This window comes from Leeuwenhoekiella sp. A16 (assembly GCF_047946675.1).
GTDB lineage: Bacteria > Bacteroidota > Bacteroidia > Flavobacteriales > Flavobacteriaceae > Leeuwenhoekiella.
On record NZ_CP172313.1, the window covers coordinates 2,800,331 to 2,820,137 of the forward strand.

General features: G+C 34.5%; 11 protein-coding genes. 10 read left to right on the forward strand and 1 reads right to left on the reverse strand.

Going from position 1 to position 19,807, the window contains the following annotated elements; all coding sequences use genetic code 11:
• Positions 1 to 2 precede the first annotated feature (2 nt).
• The 10 genes from ACH3O9_RS12290 (at position 3) to ACH3O9_RS12335 (ending at position 18,473) form a co-directional block, all read left to right on the forward strand.
• Entirely contained in the window at positions 3 to 5,900 is a 5,898-nt protein-coding gene (locus ACH3O9_RS12290; protein WP_416440840.1) for a DEAD/DEAH box helicase, read from the forward strand.
• Positions 5,901 to 6,002: 102 nt separating this feature from the next.
• Complete coding sequence (locus ACH3O9_RS12295) at positions 6,003 to 7,640, forward strand: type I restriction-modification system subunit M (protein ID WP_416440842.1); 1,638 nt, start codon at positions 6,003 to 6,005, stop codon at positions 7,638 to 7,640.
• Positions 7,640 to 8,809: a restriction endonuclease subunit S gene (locus ACH3O9_RS12300; RefSeq protein ID WP_416440844.1), complete on the forward strand. Its 1,170-nt coding sequence runs from the start codon at positions 7,640 to 7,642 to the stop codon at positions 8,807 to 8,809. Before ACH3O9_RS12295 ends, ACH3O9_RS12300 begins: the two co-directional genes overlap by 1 nt.
• Before the next feature lie 151 nt (positions 8,810 to 8,960).
• Positions 8,961 to 10,604, forward strand: coding sequence for an ATP-binding protein (locus tag ACH3O9_RS12305; RefSeq protein WP_416440846.1), 1,644 nt, complete (start codon positions 8,961 to 8,963; stop codon positions 10,602 to 10,604).
• A gap of 56 nt (positions 10,605 to 10,660) precedes the next feature.
• On the forward strand, positions 10,661 to 14,155 hold the full coding sequence (locus ACH3O9_RS12310) for a DEAD/DEAH box helicase family protein (RefSeq protein ID WP_416440848.1): 3,495 nt from the start codon (positions 10,661 to 10,663) through the stop codon (positions 14,153 to 14,155).
• A gap of 90 nt (positions 14,156 to 14,245) precedes the next feature.
• Positions 14,246 to 14,863, forward strand: coding sequence for a hypothetical protein (locus ACH3O9_RS12315; protein WP_416440850.1), 618 nt, complete (start codon positions 14,246 to 14,248; stop codon positions 14,861 to 14,863).
• A gap of 11 nt (positions 14,864 to 14,874) precedes the next feature.
• Entirely contained in the window at positions 14,875 to 15,882 is a 1,008-nt protein-coding gene (locus ACH3O9_RS12320; protein ID WP_416440852.1) for a cyclic GMP-AMP synthase DncV-like nucleotidyltransferase, read from the forward strand.
• On the forward strand, positions 15,872 to 16,510 hold the full coding sequence (locus tag ACH3O9_RS12325; RefSeq protein ID WP_416440854.1) for a hypothetical protein: 639 nt from the start codon (positions 15,872 to 15,874) through the stop codon (positions 16,508 to 16,510). The genes ACH3O9_RS12320 and ACH3O9_RS12325 overlap by 11 nt, the downstream gene beginning before the upstream one ends.
• 893 nt (positions 16,511 to 17,403) lie before the next feature.
• Positions 17,404 to 17,817 carry a BfmA/BtgA family mobilization protein gene (locus ACH3O9_RS12330; RefSeq protein ID WP_416440856.1) on the forward strand — a complete coding sequence of 138 codons (414 nt, stop codon included), beginning with the start codon at positions 17,404 to 17,406 and terminating at the stop codon, positions 17,815 to 17,817.
• Positions 17,818 to 17,819: 2 nt separating this feature from the next.
• On the forward strand, positions 17,820 to 18,473 hold the full coding sequence (locus ACH3O9_RS12335) for a hypothetical protein (RefSeq protein WP_416440858.1): 654 nt from the start codon (positions 17,820 to 17,822) through the stop codon (positions 18,471 to 18,473).
• Here the strand turns inward: ACH3O9_RS12335 and ACH3O9_RS12340 are convergent.
• A complete protein-coding gene (locus ACH3O9_RS12340) occupies positions 18,470 to 19,690 on the reverse strand; it encodes a site-specific integrase (RefSeq protein ID WP_416440860.1) in 1,221 nt (406 codons plus the stop codon). The two genes, ACH3O9_RS12335 and ACH3O9_RS12340, sit on opposite strands and share 4 nt — an antisense overlap.
• Between the last annotated feature and the right edge of the window lie 117 nt (positions 19,691 to 19,807).

The window sequence follows — 19,807 nt, forward strand, 5'->3', positions numbered from 1 at the left end:
TTATGAATTTTAAAAACTTTTATCATAAAACCGAAAACAGACTTACTGATGCGATACTATCGCTTTGGGCTACTGGCGATAAAGAGATGCAAGACTATTTTAAGTTTTTGTTATCTCAGGAACCTATTATGGCAGATGCTGTTTTTCAGAACACATTTCCCTGGGAAGAAGCTAAATTAACGTTTGGACAGACATCTACTGTTTTTCAACAAGAATTTATTGATGCTTTAGATGCCATTAAAAATAAAGATTTTCGGTTTCCAAAAACACGTCACCCTTATAAACATCAACTGGAAAGTTGGAAAATGTTACTTAATAAAAACAAATCAATAGCTGTTACGACAGGTACAGGTTCTGGTAAGACTGAGTGTTTTATGCTTCCTGTTCTTCAAGATATTCATCAGAATTGCAAAAACCAAGAAGGTATTAATGCTATTTTCTTATATCCATTAAATGCCTTGATTGCAAGTCAAAGAAAACGTATGCACGCTTGGTGTTCTGCATTAGACGGTGTGAAATATGCACTGTTAACAGGTGATACGTCTAACAAAGAAAATAGCAAGGAGAAAAAGAAAAAAGCACTACCAGAGCTTATTTCTAGAGAACAGATTAGAGAAATGCCGCCGCAAGTGCTCTTTACAAATCCTACGATGCTAGAGTATATGCTGGTGCGTAATGCAGACGTACCTATCCTAGAAAAATCAAAAGGAACATTGCGATGGATTCTTTTAGATGAGGCACACACTTTGACTGGATCTAAAGCTGCTGAAATGGCTTTGCTTATAAGACGAGTAGTATCAGCTTTTGAAGTAGATGTTAAAGATTTGAGGTTTGCTATAACCTCCGCCACGGTTGGAAGTGGTAACACAGAAACGCTAAAAAAGTTTATGTCAGATCTATGTGGTATTTCAGCAGATCATATAGAAGTGATTACTGGTAAACGTGTTAATAATCAAATTGCAGATAAAGATATACCTCATTTGTCTGAAGTATTATCGCAGAACAATATTAAATTATTGAGAGAACAATTTTTACTTAAAAAAGGAATTACTCAAAGTGAGATAGGGAAGCATCTACAAATAACAAATAGATTAGATCATTTAGCAGTCATTGATACACTAGCAGAACAGCAAATAAATGGAGTGAACTTACTCCCAGTACGGGGTCATTTTTTCACAAGAGGTATTGGTGGTGTTTACGCTTGTACAAATACTAAATGTGAAAAACATAAAGATCAAAAGCCCAACAAAGCATTAGGAACAATGTACACGATAGCTGGTAAGAAATGTTCTTGTGGACATCCCTTACTTGAGCTTGTTGCTTGCAGAAGCTGTGGCAATATGATGCTAGAAGGCGAAAGAGCTAAAGGTGTTAAGGGAAGAGATCGAGTGAATCAGAAAGCATCTGTAGGTTATGAGGCATTTAGTGTTGAATCAGATGATGATGATCAACCTCAAGAAACTACAAATAGAAATTTAGTAAGGCTAATTCATAATAAAAATGGTCAAAATGCCAGAAATCAAGAGTTATTTCCTTGCAGTATAAATCAGGATAATGAAATTAAAATAGGAGATGATTTCTTAATGACTGATGGTGAACAGTGCCCACACTGTGGAAATCAAAATAGTAACCCTATTCATTTTAGAATATCATCTGCTTTCACAAATAGAATATTATCTGATATTGTTTTAGATCAAACAAACGCGATTGATCTGCAAACTAAAACAACTCTTTATAAAGGTAGAAAGTATATTTCATTTACAGATAGTAGACAAGGAACTGCTAAAATCTCAGCATTAATAAATATAGATAGCGAGAGTGACTGGATTCGTTATCAGGTTTATCACTATCTGCTCAAGAAGTTAAATGATAATCAGGTGGTTGCCAGTAATGATGAATTATTACAAGCCAGGGCTATATATGTAAAGCAGCTAGATGAAGCGCCTGCTTTTATGAAAAAGAAAATTGAAAAAGATATTGGGGATATTAATAATTTATTAGCAGCTGGTGGAGATAGCTCATTATCAAACAGCAGGTCATCTTGGAAGAATATAATTGATCATATAAAAGAAAAGAACGATTTTAAAACACTTTTCAAAAAAGGGGCAAGAGGAAACAATTTAGCCACTGAAAATGAAACATATGCAAAAGCATTGTTATATGATCAATTCGCACGGAGAATCCCTAGAGAAAGATCTTTAGAAAATCTAGGACTAGTAAATCTTGTTTATCCAAAATTAGACGATATGGTCGCACCAGAAATTGCAAATAAATTAGGTGTAGAAAGAGAAGAATGGCAATCGCTTCTCAAGATAGCTGCCGATTACATTATTAGGTACAATTTCAATTTTTCTTTTGACGATGCAATGCGATTATTTACGTCTAAGTTTTATAGATCAGAACGCATTTATCCTTCGAATACTGAAATAGTCAATGCCAAAAAATGGCGACTCTACAATCCTAATTCCATAACACAATCAAGATTGGTTTTGTTGATATGCGCTGGATTAGGTTGGCACGAAAGAGATGACATTACAGAAGTAAGAGAAGATCAGCTTAATGAAATTTTGGAAAAGATATGGAGAACCTTACAACAGAAAATTCTTAAAGTAGATGGTGATGGTTTCATTCTTGATTTTATTGAAAGTACGCAGTTTGAAATAGCTGGAAAAGAATTTTTATGTCCAGTTACAAACAGATTAGTCGATAAAGTATTTAGAGGATATTCTCCATTGATAAAAGGGAATTTAGAAGCTGTTAATATTTCTAATTATAAAATAGATGAAACCAAAAATCATCAGTTCCCAACTTATTCTAACGCTTACCATCTCGATGAGGATAATGAAGCGATACCACTTGAACAAGTAGATGCTTGGTTAGTAGAAAACAGTCAGGAAGCAAGAGACAAAGGTCTATGGAATGATCTGCACGAGCGTATTTTTGATTATGATAAGTTGTATTTAGCGGGAGAGCACTCAGCACAACAGGATAAAACACGACTTAAAGAATTAGAAGAGCAGTTTGAGAATGGGGAAATAAACATTCTAAGTTGCTCTACAACTATGGAAATGGGAGTAGATATAGGTGGCATCTCTGCCGTTGTAATGAGTAATGTACCACCAATGCCAGCAAATTATTTACAGCGAACAGGACGTGCCGGTCGTCGTGCAGAAAATAAATCTTTAGCATTAACATTCTGCGCGCCCAACCCTATTGGTTTGCGGACAATGAATAACCCTAAGTGGGCATTAGAACATAAAATAGCACCACCTATATTAGCTTTTGATAGTAGAACTATTGTAGAAAGACATGTGAATTCCTTGTTGTTTGGAAACTTTATTAGAAATCAAGAGAATGAAAATAGAGGCCTTAACGTAAGAGAAAATATTGAAAAATTCTTTTTTGAAGATGAACCGACAATAGCTCATACTTTTCTAAACTGGCTAGACAATATTGACCCAACTATTATTAAGGAGCAATTAGAAAATATTGTAAAAGACACACCACTTGAGGACGATAGTCCCGAAGAATTAATAGCTAAAGTATCAGATAATTTTAAACAGATATTCGAAAGAATAAGAAAGCAAAGAGATGGTTTTGATAAAAAACTTGAGGAATTAAAGCTGCAATTTGGAGATGCCAGCCCTGCTTACAAAGCGGTTGGATACCGGAAAGGACAATTTGAGCAAAAATTTGTACTCAGTTATTTAGCAGAGGAGAGCTTTCTGCCTAATGCTGGTTTACCTACTGGTATTGTAGATTTTGAGAAAATAACACTATCAGATTTAAGGAGTAATAACCCAAAGTTAAAATCGAACCCTAGCTATCCTATAGCAAGAGCCCTTACAGAATTTGCACCAGGTAATAGTATTCTCATAGATGGTCTCAACTATAAATCTTCAGGAATTGTTATGAAGAATAATTGGGGGATATCTGCTGATAGAAATGCAATTCAAGGTTGTCAAAATTGTGGTTATCAGCGCACAGTAGATATAGAACAAAAAGTTAGTGACACTTGTCCTAAATGTAAAATTGGTGTTTTTCAAGGTTTAGAGCTGGGAGAACATAAAGGTTCACTTACAGAACTGGTTGAACCTGCCGGTTTCTCTATTGACTTATATAGTACACCTACTCGTGTCGTTTCAGAAAAAAGTAAACCGCAATACCTTGAGCCACTTTTATTAAACATAGAACCTTGGACTAGCAATCAAAACCGCTTTATTGATTTTAGAACCAGTGCTAATCAAAAAGATACTCAAATACTCTTTTATAATACTGGAGAAGGTGAAGGCTATAGCCTGTGTTTAGATTGTGGTAAGGTAGAAACTTCTACTGAAAAACTTGAAGGTCACAGAAGACTTAGAGGTGGAAAAGATCGTGATGGAGAAAGCGCGTGTTCTGCTCAAAATATAAGAGAGCATATCATATTAGGAAGTAGATTCAAAACAGACTTTACTGAAATCCGTCTGAAAAATAGAAACCAGTCCTTTGTCAACGATAAAAAACTGGCCTATTCCCTCGGCGTTATTTTTACCAAATCGCTAGCAGAACATCTTGCCATAGAAGAAGCAGAGTTAGGCTTTGGAATTAAGCAGTATAAAGGATATCAGACCATCTTTATTTACGATACTGCCAAAGGTGGAGCTGGTTATGCTTCTCAATTTAGATGGTACCCAGAAAAAATATTAAAACTTGCCTTAGATGTTTTGCATAATTGTGATTGCGAAACTGCTTGTACCAAATGCTTAATAGATCGCAGCACGCAGTGGCACATTGAAGATTTGGATCGTAATATGGCAATTTTTTGGCTAAAGTCTGCGATGGAGAATCAATTACCTCTTGAATTACAATCGGAAAATGATAACGCAAGTTTTGTGTTTGGTTCTCTTATTGACGAGATTAATATTTTAAAGTATCAGCGAGGAATAAAAGAGATCAACATTCACATCAATAATAAAATTTCAGATTGGCAGATAGATGATGTCGTATGGATCGATAGATTAAAAAGAGACAGAATTAAAGTAAACCTTGTAGTTGAAGGCTCTGTTAAATTTAGCAATAATCAAGAGAAATTATCGGCATATCTATTATCACATACTTTCAACTTAAAACAAGGTAGCAATTCTTCTATTATAAATTACCCTATTCACCTGTCTGTAAGTTTGCATAATGGAAAGACCATAGATTATATCTCTAAAGGAGATTATGACGCGTTAGGTGAAGATTGGGCATCTGGGATTACTGAAAAATTCTTCAAAGTAGAAAATACAACTGTAAATCAATATGCTGATTTTAACCTACCGCAACTAAACTCAGGTAATTTATACGAATCAAGAATTAAAGGAAGTATACCTAAAAATAGCTTAAGCAATGACGTCGCGCAATTGATGATGGCTAACCTTAATAATGCGGAAGACTTAAGGTCTAAAATTGAAAATCAAACTTTTAAGGTTTCTTATTATGATAAATACAATCAGTCAGAATTTTCTCTTAGATTAATGCTTCAGTTTATAAATCAAATTAAACAAATCTGGCCTATAGAAATTTCAGAATTAAATGTTCATTTAGCAAAGACGGACTTTAAGGTTTATAATTATCCTGAGTTTATAATACATAATTACAAAGAGCTTGATGATTATGTTTATGATCTCAAACAACTCAGTACTCATTTTGATTTTGAAATAAATTTCAAAGAAGAACAAAGAGTGCCTCATTACCGGTATTTTCAATTTAGCTCTAATAAAACTTCTTTTGGCATTAGAATAGATGCAGGAATAGCGCACGGTTTTAAGCCTGTTGATCGCTTGACTTCTAGAGATATGAAATTAGAGAATCAGGTATTTGATATTCGTAAAGATGTGGGTTATGATTTAATTTATAATATAAGTATTGAAGATTAAATTAGGTGTGTAATTAGTTTGCACAGCAAAACACTTTATTTGCAATTGAATTAAAATAATCACTCTTTTGCGAAACCGTAACTAGAAAAACAATAAATGTAAATGATCACAGGACAAATAAAGTCACAAATAGACGCTATCTGGAATACCTTCTGGACGGGTGGAATATCAAATACCATTACCATTGTTGAGCAGCTTACCTATCTCATCTTTATCAAAGATCTAGACGAGACTGAAACGCGTAACGAACGAATGGCAAAACGCCTTAATAAAGATTTTAATCCCATTTTTGGTCCTGACCAACAAGACTTCCGTTGGAAAAATTTGAAGGAGATGGATGTGCAAGCACGACACAGCATTTTCAACAATTCTGTAGATGGTATTTTCCCGTTTATACGCAGTTTAGGTAGTGAGAAAAGTTTGTTTAGCACCTATATGAAAGATGCCTCTTTTGGTATTAATAAAGCCGCTACGCTAGACCAGGTTATGGAAAAACTTGAACGTGTAGATATGGATTCGCAGGATATAAAAGGAGATATCTACGAGTACTTGCTCTCAAAATTAGAAGGTGGCGGTACAGCTGGCCAGTTTAGAACACCACGTCATATTATAAAGTTAATGACTGAGTTAATGCAACCTACGCTTGAGGACACCATCTGTGATCCATCTGTGGGAACTGCCGGATTCTTAGTCGCTGCCAAAGAGTATATAGACAAACATTACGATATAACAGAGCTAGACAAAAATAGTGAGCACATAAATAAACGCATGTTTAACGGTACCGAGTTTGATGCCACTATGCTGCGTATCGCTTCTATGAACTTATTCTTACACGGTGTTGAAGAGCCTAATATTGTAGATGTAGATGCGGTGAGTAAGGATAATGAGGTAAGCGACGCGTATACATTAGTACTCGCAAATCCGCCTTTTAAAGGTACTATAGATAAAGAAAGTATCGCACAGGGATTGCGCAATGTGACCGATACGACCAAGACCGAATTACTATTCCTTGCCCTTATGTTACGCCAACTCAAAAAAGGCGGACGTGCAGCAGTGATTGTGCCAGATGGGGTGCTTTTTGGAAGCGGTAAAGCCTTTAAAAGCATACGTAGTGAGATTGTAAAAAACCACAAACTAGAGGCTGTTATTTCTTTACCTAGTGGTGTATTTAAACCGTATTCTGGAGTGAGCACCGCCATTATAATATTTACCAAAACAGATAATGGGGGTACAGATAATGTGTGGTTTTACGATATGCTGGCAGATGGTAAAAGTCTGGACGACAAGCGTAACTTACTGGTAGATGAAGAAGCGTTTAATAATTTCGCTTTCGCGAAAGCGTTAACACAATACGAACTCGATGCCCTTGCTAAAGATCACGAGAAGTTTAATCTGCCTCAAATATTAGATCAATACCGCTATTTAAAAAGTGAGTATTGGGGAAAAATGCATACGAAGGATGGCGAACTCTTACACGTAAACGATATACCAACCAACTTAGGAATGGATCAATTTATGGACGGCACTTGCACGCATAACTATGCAGACCGTACCTCACAGTCCTTTTTAGTGCCTTTTAAAGAAATCAAAGATAACGACTGGGATCTTTCTATTAATCGCTATAAAAAAATCGTCTATGAAGAAGTGGAATACGATGCGCCAGTTGAAATAATTGATAGGATTAAATCTTTGAATAATGAACGAGATGGAATATTAACTTCTTTAAAAACATCTTTATAATGAAATTAAATGATGTTTGTGAAGTAATAACTTGTGGTGTAGCAAAACGACCTAATTATGTTGAAGATGGAATACCTTTCCTGTCTTCAAAAAACGTAAAAGAAGATAGATTCATATTAGATAGCTACAATTACGTTTCAAAAGAAGATTATTTAAAATTAACGAAACATAACAAACCAGAAAAAGGAGATATTTTATACACCAGAGTTGGTTCATTTGGTCAAGCAGCAGTTGTAAATTTTGATTTTGAATTCGCCGTTTTTGTTAGCTTAACATTAATCAAGCCTAAAAAAGAGATTGTAGATTCAAGATATTTAATGCATTATCTTAATAATCCTTTTATTAGAAATCTTGCAAATAACAGTACAAGTGGTATAGGGGTGCAGAACTTAAATGTAAAAGTTGTAAGAGAATTTCCTATTGATCTTCCACCTCTAAAAACCCAACAACACATCACCACCATTCTAGACGATGCTGCCGCCTTACGCGACAAAACCGCACAACTACTCACAGAATACGATTTGCTATCACAGTCTATCTTTTTGGAGATGTTTGGGGATCCTGTCAGAAATCAGAAAAATTGGAATATTAAACCAATAAGTGAAATTAGTAAAAGAATACAGATAGGTCCATTTGGTTCTCAATTACATAAATCTGATTATCAAGATTTAGGTTTCTCCCTAGTAAACCCTATAGACATTAAAAATGGAGAAATAGATTTAGAAAATTGCAAAAAGATTGGTGAAAATAAATTTTTATCTCTGCCAAATTATCATCTCCAAAGAGGTGACTTGATTATAGCTCGACGAGGTGATTTGAGTAAGATAGCAGTTGTCGAAAATGAAGATCTCTTTTGTGGTACAGGAAGTCTTTACGTGAGATTCAATGAAAAGTTAAATTCAAAGTTCTGTTCTTACTTTTTCAATCAAGAAGTAACAATTTCTAGGCTTTATGAAGAAGCTAGAGGTATTACTATGGCTAATTTAAACAAGACTATAATTAAAGAATTCAATATTCCTGTTCCACCCATCGAACTCCAAAACCAATTCGCAGATAAAATAGCCTTGATTGAACAGCAAAAAGCACTCGCAAAACAAGAGCTGCAAGAAAGTGAAGATTTGTTTAATTGCTTGTTGCAAAAAGCGTTTAAGGGGGAGTTGACTTTGTGATGTCAAATTATAAGCAAGTAAACTAAGAAAAAAATACGTGTTGTTTTTCCTTAATTCATCGTATTTAAGCCAATTAAGCAAAATTATTTTGCTTAATTGAACAAAAATTTAGTTTTAGAGGAAAATAGGTAAACTACGTCATAAAATTTGTATGAAAGAAAATAGTCTTCTAGATAAAAAGTCTTTAGCCATAGTTTCGGGTAGCAATGCTAATTTAAAGGAACTTGCAAAAGATTGCGTGTGTTTTGCGAATGCAGAAGGTGGTAGCATACTTATAGGCATTGAAGATGATTGTGATACACCTCCTAGTAACCAAAAAATAACAGATGATTTATTAGATAAAATAAATAAAATCATCCCTGCGCTAACGCTTAATGTAGGTATTGCACCCATAAAGAAAATCGCAGACAATGGCGGTGAGTACATAGACTTAAAGGTTTTTAGAAGCTCCCAAAGTATCGCAAGTACTACAGATGGTAAATACTATATGCGTGTTTCAGATGACTGTAAGCCTATACTTCCTGAAGACTTAAACCGTCTTATTTCAGAAAAAAATGCATTTGTTTGGGAAGAAAAAGTAGTTAGAAAAATCTCGATTGGCGATTGTGATCTTTCTAAATATCAGCAGGTCTTAAAAGACATCCAATCTTCAGAACGTGTGAGTGATTTTGTCAAAGAAATGTCTCCACAAGAAATAACAGATTATTATTTTATAACACAAGACGGCTTTCTGACAAATTTAGGAGTCTTATGGATTGGGAAAAGAAAGGATCGTGCCGTGTTGCACTATCCCCCTTCAGTACAATTTATTAAATATGATGAACAAGAAAATAAAGTATTAAAAAAGGTCTGGGATGATTACTCGCTTAATCCTAAAGAATTAATTGCCGCAGTGCTTAAAGAAATACCAGACTGGAACGAATTTGTAGAGGTTTCTGATGGTATTTTTAGAAAGAATATCTACAATTATGAGCCTGAGGTAATACGTGAACTTGTGGCAAATGCTTTTGCACATCGCAACTACACCATGCGTGGTGATATTTTTATAAACCTCTACCACGATCGCTTAGAAATTCACAGTCCTGGCTTATTACCTTTAGGTGTTACTCCAAATAATATTCTTACCAAATCGGTACAGCGCAATGCGCTTTTGGCTAAGCTGTTTTACGATTTAAAACTTATGGAGAAAGAAGGCAGTGGTTATGATAAGGTTTATGAGTTATTACTAGGAAATGGAAAACAGTTGCCCCTAGTAATAGAAGGTGATGATAGACTTACAGTGACTTTAAAAAAGCAGATTGTAAGCAAAGAGATTCTCAAACTGATGGATAAAGCTTCTCAAGATTTACAACTCAAACAAAAAGAAGTAATAGCTTTAGGTATTATCGCTCAAAAAGAAGGAATTACAGCAATAGAATTATCAAAGTTACTCAACATCTCTAAGCCCAATGGCTTGCAATATTGGATAGGTAGATTAATAACTTTAGAGGTGGTTCTTTCTAAAGGCAAAACCAAAGGAACACTATATTTTGTTAACCCTGACTTTATTAGAACCACAGATTTTATAGAACGTACCAATTTAAAACGCATAGAACCACATAGATTACAAGAGTTGATTTATGAGGATATTAAAAATTATCCTGCAAGTGCTATAAGTGAAATAAATAAACGCATCGGTGTTGAGATAAAACAACGCACTCTAAAAGTCAAATTAGATGAGATGATTGAAAACGAGTTGATTAGAAAAGAAGGAGAACGAAAAGGAACAAAATATTTTATCAACAAAATGCAATGAAATAATAGTAAAAATGTTGATATATGTTGATAAATAGTAAGTAATAACGCGATAAAATGAATTCAAACTTCCAGTTCCTAAAGACCGAGTTTCCCATCTTTTACGACAGAGCGATAAAGGCCGAAAAGGCTGTTATTACCGATTCTCGAACCTCTCTTTTATATAGTCGTATGGCATTAGAAGAAGCGGTGAACTGGATGTACACCAATGATGAAGAACTGGAATCACAGTACGACACTTCATTACACAATCTACTCGTACAACAAGCATTTAAGGAACAGTTCAATCACAAATTATACGGTGAATTATTTTTAATTAAAAAAGCAGGAAATCTAGCGGCGCATAATAAACCAGTTTCTGAGCTAGATGCACATAATGTAATTGACGCTTTATTCTATTTTGCCAAGTGGTTTGTAAAATCGTATTCACAGAAGCCGATTGCGGACATAGGTATTTTTGATTTTGATTGTATTCCTAAAGAAGGAAGTGGTACCCTTTCGCGAAAAGAAATAAAACAGCTCCAAGAGCAATTAAACAAAGAGCTTAATACCTATCAAGAACAACTAAAAACCAAAGAAGAAGAAAGACAACAACTTGCAGACGAAAATGAGTTGTTCAAAAAGCAAATAGAAGTCCTTCAAGCTCAAATAGAAGCAAATAAAGAGGAAGCAAACATAGAAGATGAAGTACATCATCCCCGCAATGAAGCAGAAACACGAAAATATCTTATTGATGTGGCATTGCGTGAAGCCGGTTGGGATTTAAAAGGGGTTAAGGACAAAGAATATAAGGTTGACTATATGCCCAGATCTACAAATCGTTCTGAGACGGGGTTTGTAGACTATGTACTATGGGATGATGATGGTTTACCACTTGCATTGGTCGAAGCAAAAAAAACCTTAGAAAGTGCAAGTAAAGGAGAAAATCAAGCTCAACTCTATGCAGATAGTTTAGAGAAAATGCACGGTCGTCGTCCAGTGATGTACTATAGCAATGGCTATGAGATTTTTTTATGGGATGATCAATTCTATAAACAGTCAAGACCTGTTCATGGCTTTTATACAAAAGCTGAATTGCAAACAGTTATGTTTCGCCGTACGCATCGTAAAGATATACGCACCGCTCCTATTGATATTGATATTTCTGGGCGTTCCTATCAAATGCGAGCTATAAAAAGTATTGCCGAGCACTTTGCAGGTAATGATAAGCAAGACGGAAGGCTGATAGGTACAAATCGAGGTGCATTACTAGTATTAGCCACGGGTACAGGAAAAACCAGAACGTCAATCGCTTTTTCAAAATTGATGTTAGAATGTAACTGGGCAAAACGTATTCTGTTCCTTGCAGACCGCATAAGCCTTGTTGAACAGGCTAAGCGAAATTTCGTGAAATTCTTGCCTGAGCATAGCAGCGTGAATTTATTAGAAGAAAAAGACAATCCAGATGCACGTATCGCTTTCTCGACTTACAAGACCATGATGGGCCTTATAGACAATAGCCGTAATGAAGAAGGAAGATTTTATGGTGTGGGTCATTTTGATCTGGTTATTGTAGATGAAGCACACCGGTCTATATATAAAAAGTATCAGGCTATTTTTGATTATTTTGATGCCTTATTTTTAGGACTTACTGCAACACCTAAAAATAGTATAGACAAAAATACCTACCACATTTTTGGATTGGCAGATAAGTCACCTACAGATGCCTATACCTTTGATGAAGCAGTAAAAAACAAGCACCTAACACCCTATCATACCATTGAATTACCTACAAAGTTCTTAAGAGAAGGTATAAAGTATGAAGAATTATCAGATGAGGAAAAAGAGGAATTTGAAGAAGAGATATTAGATGGTGAAGAAGCCACCGGTAATGAGTGGATAGCCTCTTCTGAATTGAATACCTGGTTATTTAATAAACCTACAGCAATCAAAACGCTGAGTTATATTCTAGAGCACGGCATCAAGAAACGTGGAGGGGAAGAACTGGGGAAAACAATCATATTTGCTAAAAATAGAAAACACGCTCAATTCCTTAAAGACATCTTTATGGAGTTGGATAAAGAGCGATTTGGTAACGACTATGTAAAAGTAATTACGCATAATGAGCCTAAAGCCAAAGAGTTTATAAATAGATTCTGTGACGAAGAAAAAGAAAGACTTCCACAAATAGCGATTTCGGTTGATATGATGGATACCGGGATTGATGCACCTAGCTGTGTAAATTTGGTATTTTATAAACCGGTAAAATCGTTTTCTAAGTTTTGGCAGATGATAGGGCGTGGTTCAAGATCGAGGCCAGATCTTTTTGGCGCGGGACAAGACAAATCGCATTTTCTGATTTTTGACTTGTGTGGAAACTTTGAATTCTTCAATGAAAATCCTGAAGGGATAGAAACCAGTGCTCAAAAGAGTTTAACCGAGATTCTGTTTAGTTTACGCTTGCGTCTTGCAGAATATTTAAAAAGTAATCAATTTAAAGAAGATTACAAACTTCAAGATTTTAGAACAGAGTTATTAGATGGTTTGCACAATGATATTGCACGTTTAGATTTAGAGAGGTTTGATGTCAAAATGAAACTGGAAGCTGTCCATAATTTTGGTAATGATAATAGAGAAATATGGAGCCATTTATCAAAACGGGATGCAAAGCTTATAGAAGATGAACTCGCAACCCTAGTTAAGCCTCAAAAAGGAGATACAGACTTAGCTAGATTTTATGACAAACTCCTTTATACACTTATTGCCAAAAGACTGGAAACACCCAATAGCGAAGAATATATAAATAGTTATATGATTCCTATCTCAAAAGTAGTAGGAACCTCCAGAAAGCTATTGAAGAAAACAACTATACCTGCTGTTAAGACTAAAGAAGATATTATTAAGCTGCCATTAGAAGAAGACTTCTGGAAGGTAGAAGGTATTGTGCATCTTGAAAAATTAAGAAAAGGAGTTCGAGAGCTGGTTAAATATATAGATCCGGTAGATCAGCGTTATGTAACTACAGACTTTGCTGACTATATTTTAGAAGATAAAATAGTTTCAGGTGGTATGGCGAAAGAGAACGATCCCGAATACCCTACATCACCTTTTCAAAACAATGTTCATCGATTGGAGGAATTAATCCGTGAAAATGAAAACCATATTACTATATCAAGGATAAGAAATGGCGAGACCATTACTAAAGAAGAATTACAAGCTTTGGAGGATATTCTTTTTACTGGAGGTATAGAAAAAGAAACTATCGAAAAAGAATTAGGTATTCAATTCAGTCTCGGAAAATTTATTATTTCCTTAATGGGCTTAAGTTCTGAAAAAGTGGACTCTGCTTTCGGAAAATTCATTAATGATTTTCAGTTGAATGCAGTTCAAATCGAATTTCTGGATACTATAAAGAAATTTTTAACTACAAATGGAACTATTGAGCCCAGTAAACTCTATGATACCCCATTTAAAAAATATCATAGCTTAGGAATAGAAGGAGTCTTTTCGGAGCAACAGGCTGATAGAATCATTGAAATCATTCGGGAATTCAATGACAGCTTAATAGGCTAGTTTAATCCTGATTTAAACTTGTATAGGTGTGCAAATAGACTGCGCACTTGTTTTTCATATTTGCATTGTTAAACTAAAACAGTATCAAATATGGAAAAAGACTATTTCAAATATTATCACCCTAAGTTTCTAATTTTTCTGGTGGTAGGTGCTTTCTTTTTAATCTACACCACCCAAAAATCCCTTGGACTCTCATTGTCTGTGTTTGGATTCCTTTCTTTGATTATTATATCAATCACAAAATACCTTTGGAAATTCAAGCCATTTAGTTGGCTTTTCTGGATAGAAGACTTTTCAGGTCGATATGAAGGAAAACTGGTATTCCAATATCAAGGTGAAAATGGAGAGGTTAAATCTGGGGAATTGGAACACATTAAAATTGTTTCTCAAACAGGAAGTCAAATCAATGTAGCTTCCTTTACAAAAAAGCCAGATGGTACAATATCATCTCCATCTTTTAATAAGGGCATGTACGTCGAAACCACAGAGGATGGCCAGCATTTTAAACTCATCTATAATTATCTAAATGAGGGAAGCACAGAGCAAGGTTTTCCTCCGCACTATGGCACTGAAGTTATTAAGTTCATTGAAGATGGAAATGAAAAAAGATTATCAGGAGGTTACTTCACAAATCGTAATCCTTATCAAACCAAAGGAGAGTTCAGGGAATTAAGATGGGTTAGTAATAACAAAAAACACGATTTCTAAAAATAAATATAATGGCGGTATTAAATAAGGAATACAATAAGTTTGATAATGAAATAAAACTTACTGAAAATAGAAAAAAAGATCTTAAAAAGAGTAGAAAAGATCTTAAGAAAAAGATTCGAAAATGGTTTAGTGAAAACAAACCTGATGAAATTCAACCAAAATTCCATCCTCAAGGTTCTTCTGAAATGGGAACTTCAATAAATCCATTGGTAGAGTATGATCAAGAGGGTAATATCATAAGAAAATATGATACTGACTACGGGGTATATTTCATTATTAAGAATGAAAATGACACAAAACAATCAATAAATACTTGGCACGATTGGGTGTTTAAAGCAACTGAGAATCATACCGGGAAAGACTCTGTTAAAAAAACTACTTGTATTAGAGTTATGTATGCAGATGGACATCATATAGATTTACCCATCTATTTTAAAGACGGTAACACCATTGAATTAGCTCATAAATCTAAAAGTTGGATTGAAAGCGATCCTAAGGAATTCTATGAATGGTTTAATGAGGAGAAGAAAACAAAGTCTAGATTGGAAGCCATTGTTCGTTGTTTAAAAGCTTGGAAAAATTATAGAGAAACAAGAAATTCAAACTTAAAATTACCTAGTGGTTTTGAGCTAACCATTTTAGCTACTAAAAACTACGTTGATGCTGATAATCTTGATGAAGCATTCAGAGAAACAATTAAGGCAATAGATAAAGAGCTAAATAAATATGGCGGCTTTAAATGCTATCGTCCAACAACGCCAGGAGATGAAGATGTTTTTGAAAGCTATAGTGAAACTAGAAAATCAAACTTCTTGTCAACACTTAAAAGCCTTAAAGAAGATTGTGATAAAGCTTCGGAAGAAAAAAACTTTAAAGTAGCATCTGAAATATTAAGAAATAATCAATTTGGGATTAGGTTTCCATTAGGTGATAACAAAGATGAAGAATCTAAAAGCAATAGTTTAAAGAAGTCGTTAGGTGCAGCTATTATAAAGCCTAAACCTTATGGATATTAAAAATCAGATTGAACAAGTATTACATAAACATAAGGGATTAGCTTATCATTCAGATGATAATTCATTGAGTGGAGAGTTATTCTTACCAGATGGTGATAGCTATAGTCTGATTATAAAATTAGAATCATATCCTAGGTTTTTCCCTGCTGTTCACGAGGTTGGAGGTCGTATCCCTATAAAAATGGATAGACATATGTACACTGATACCGGCTCTTGTTGTTTTACAACAGGAGCCAAATCTCAGATTCTTTTGAAAACAAAAATTAGATCACTGGTAAAATTTGTAGATGAAATTGTTGTTCGCTATTTTGAAAACAACTCGTACTATGAAATTAATGGAACATATTGTTATTCTGAATATGACCATGGTTCAATGGGAGTTGTCCAATCATATCAGGATATATTAGAAATAACGGATATAAAGAGTATTGGAAGACTAATACTACAAAGATTGCAAAATAAAAAATTGAGTATTAGAGATTTGTGCTATTGTAATTCGGGTCAGAGTTTAAAAAAATGTAATAGTGGATTGCATAGCAAAAATTATAGGTTATTTAGAATGATTGATAAAGATGTGCTTTATAATGATTTAAAACATTTTAAAAAAGTTCTTCAAATAAACTATTAAAATTATTCAATTTATAAGGCTACTATTTATGAGCCAATTAGAAATGCTATTCGGCTCATAACATCAAATTTGTGTTGTATTTACACCCGTTCCACCACATTTCTCTACACTTCGCGAAAGGCTTCATTACGAGAAAAGCGGTTCACTTCATAATCTTGAACCCAGTCGCAGAAAAAGCGACTAAGTTCGCCTTATAAAAGATCACCACAACCTATTTCTACACGAAGTTTAAAATTCTGCCTGAGACGAACTGCATAACCGTTCGTTCCTCGCTTTTATAAGTTCTTACTCCGTCAAAATTTTAGTATCTGTTGCCGAAAAGGTAACAGCGATGGCGCTATGGGAAGTAAGAGTATTAAAGTTGAAGGGCGTTTCTATATTCTTTTTCAATTCACTAAATCACTTCAATTAAGATCACAAGTCCATTTCATTTCAACGAAAAGGAAAACGCTCCAGATATAATAAGTAAGAAGATTTTAGTGCCAACGTGGCAACTTTTTGACACCAATTTCATTCAAAATTAATTGGCTTTCTAATTGATCGTATACACTGAATTTGAAGCATATCGAAATATCATTTATCAAGAGTATTCATTAAATAATTGATAATGATCTACGGTTATTCTTGTTAAAAGACTTAATAGAATATAACTGATAATAAGAGCGCTTTGGCTTCAGTAAAAGGGTATGAAGAACCCCGAAAGAATTGAGGGAATCGAATAGCAAGAGGGTAACACGCTGGCGCTGGTTACATATTATTCGATTCTTCTGTAAGGCTAATGATAATTGGGGTTCGCAGGGTTTTGGGTTTTTTGCTTGAATTTGAAATGCTGTTATTTTTTACTAAAAAACGGGCTTAAGCCTTAAGAATAGGCAAATTAATTACTAAAAACTATGGATAAAGGATACGAAAAAGAGCGTTTTGAGACTTTAAAGATTAAAGCATCTATAGCGAAAGCATTTAGAAAATTTGCAAAATCAATTTCAAAATCTCAGTCAATAGCACTACTTCTCATGCTTGAGTTTTTTGAGGAAAATGGGATCTCGCCAGCCGAAACCTTCGGTCCTAGAATGGAAACATTGGAAAATAGAATTACCACACTTATTAAAAAACGTATGAACGGTATGATTGCTATTTTAAAGGATATTGAAAAGAATCAAACTAAACCCACGGCAGCAATGCTACTTAAATTGTTTGAACAAACAGAACCTGATAAAAAAGCACTAATCGTTGAGAAAAAATACGCTGATGAAAACAAAGAAGTTCGGTTTCGTGAAAAGAAAAATTTCAAATCAAATGACGATTGAATATGGAAAAAGTAAATTATATCGTTCAGCTGAATGAAGTATTTAAGCGCTTCAATGAAGAACCAAAAATTAAGCAAGGTCACATTACCTTGTATATCGCTTTTTTTCAAAAATGGAATCGCGAATATTTTAGAAAGATAATTAGCATCAATAGTCAGGAAATCAGAAAATGGGCAAAGATAAGTTCTAAAACGACCTATCACAGCCATCTCAGAGATTTGGTAAATTTAGGCTTTCTGGAGTATTACCCTTCATCTACTCCTAAAACAGCATCTCGAATTGAGATGAGAATTTACCGTCCCAAAATTGATACAACCAATGGTATGAGTTCGGTCCAAAAAATGGACAAGGCCCCATCAAAAACAGTCCAAAAATTGATACCTTCTTTAAAACAATTAAATACAAACATAAATAAACTGACCGAGCCAATTTTTCAAAAAGATATAATTGAATTTTTTAAAGAAAACAAGTGGCCGGAAATTGAGGCTAAAAAATTCTATATCTATATAAAATCTAAAAAGTGGAAGATGGATAATTGGAAAATGATAGCTCAGATATATGCCAAGAATGACTTTAAGTTAAACGAGCCGGAGAGGAGGAGTCCATTTTTTGGCTATGTCCAAAATATAGAACGAAGAAGCAAAGGCGATAACTAGTTCTTTGGTTTGAACTTGTCTTTCAAAATTGCCATATCACGTGATACTTTCATATCCAGAATTTTCGCGTAGTGCTGCGTTGTTTTAAGATTGGTATGTCCCAGCATTTTACTTACAGATTCAATAGGTACGCCATTTGTAAGGGTAACCGTTGTTGCAAAGGTATGCCGTGCCAAATGGAAAGTTAGATTTTTGGTAATGCCGGCAAGTGTGGCGATTTCTTTGATATACGCATTCATTTTTTGATTACTGAGAACAGGAAGAACTAAATCTTTTTCTTTCAGCAGCTCCTGATCTTTATACTTATCAATAATACTCTTGGGAATAGGTAAGATTGGAATATTACTTCTGGTATCGGTTTTAGAACGTTTTGTCTTAATCCATTCTTCGCCATCATTTCCCGTGCTGATATCATCACGATTTAATTTTTTAACATCGGCGTATGCGAGACCGGTGAAACAACAAAAAATAAAAATATCACGTACGTGGTCCAGACGTTCCATTTTTAAATCGAGTTCAATAATTTTTTGAATTTCTAATTCTGTCAAAAATTCACGTTCTACGATTTTGAGTTTTGCTTTCCAATGCAAGAAGGGATCTTTATCGATCCAATCGTTTGCGTGAGCGATGCGGATGATCTTCTTAAAGTTTGTGATATACTTGATTGCGGAGTTATGAGCACACTTGCGTGTGGTTTTTAAATAGTATTCTAGCCCAGTGATGAACTTATGGTCTACATCCTGTACTGGAATATCATTTTTCTTGTATTTCTGCTTTATAAAGTCTGCTACGTGTTTTTTAGAAGTGCGATAGCGCTCTGCCGTTCCGGCAGCGAAATCTTTCCCAACAAGATTTTCTACTTTGTCATTGTGGTCTTGAAAGATTTCTAACAGCATTTTTTGTGTTTTGTTGTTTCCAATTAAAACATCTCGCAGATCTGATGCGGAATAGTTAGTATTTTCTCGTTCAAAATTTTGCTGAATTGAATAGACCTTATTTTTTAAGACACCAAGATGGCGATTAATTTCTTGAACTTCGGCAGAGTTTCCCTTAACAAGTTGGTTTCGTGAGTTCCAATAGTCGAGGTGGACCTTTCGGTGGACGCTAAATTCACAACGACGGCCGTCAAGTGTTATTCTCAGGAAGATTGTGGTCTTTCCTGAAGAATTAGCTTTACTTTTTTTGATAAAAAATAGAAGGGAAAGAGATAGTGACATAGATTTTGAGTGTTAATTCTTTTCAATGTACTCAAAATAATTTAATTGAGATAGATCTTATATGTCTAGTATATAGGTGTTTATAAATTACCGGTGGACCTTTTTAATATCTCTCAA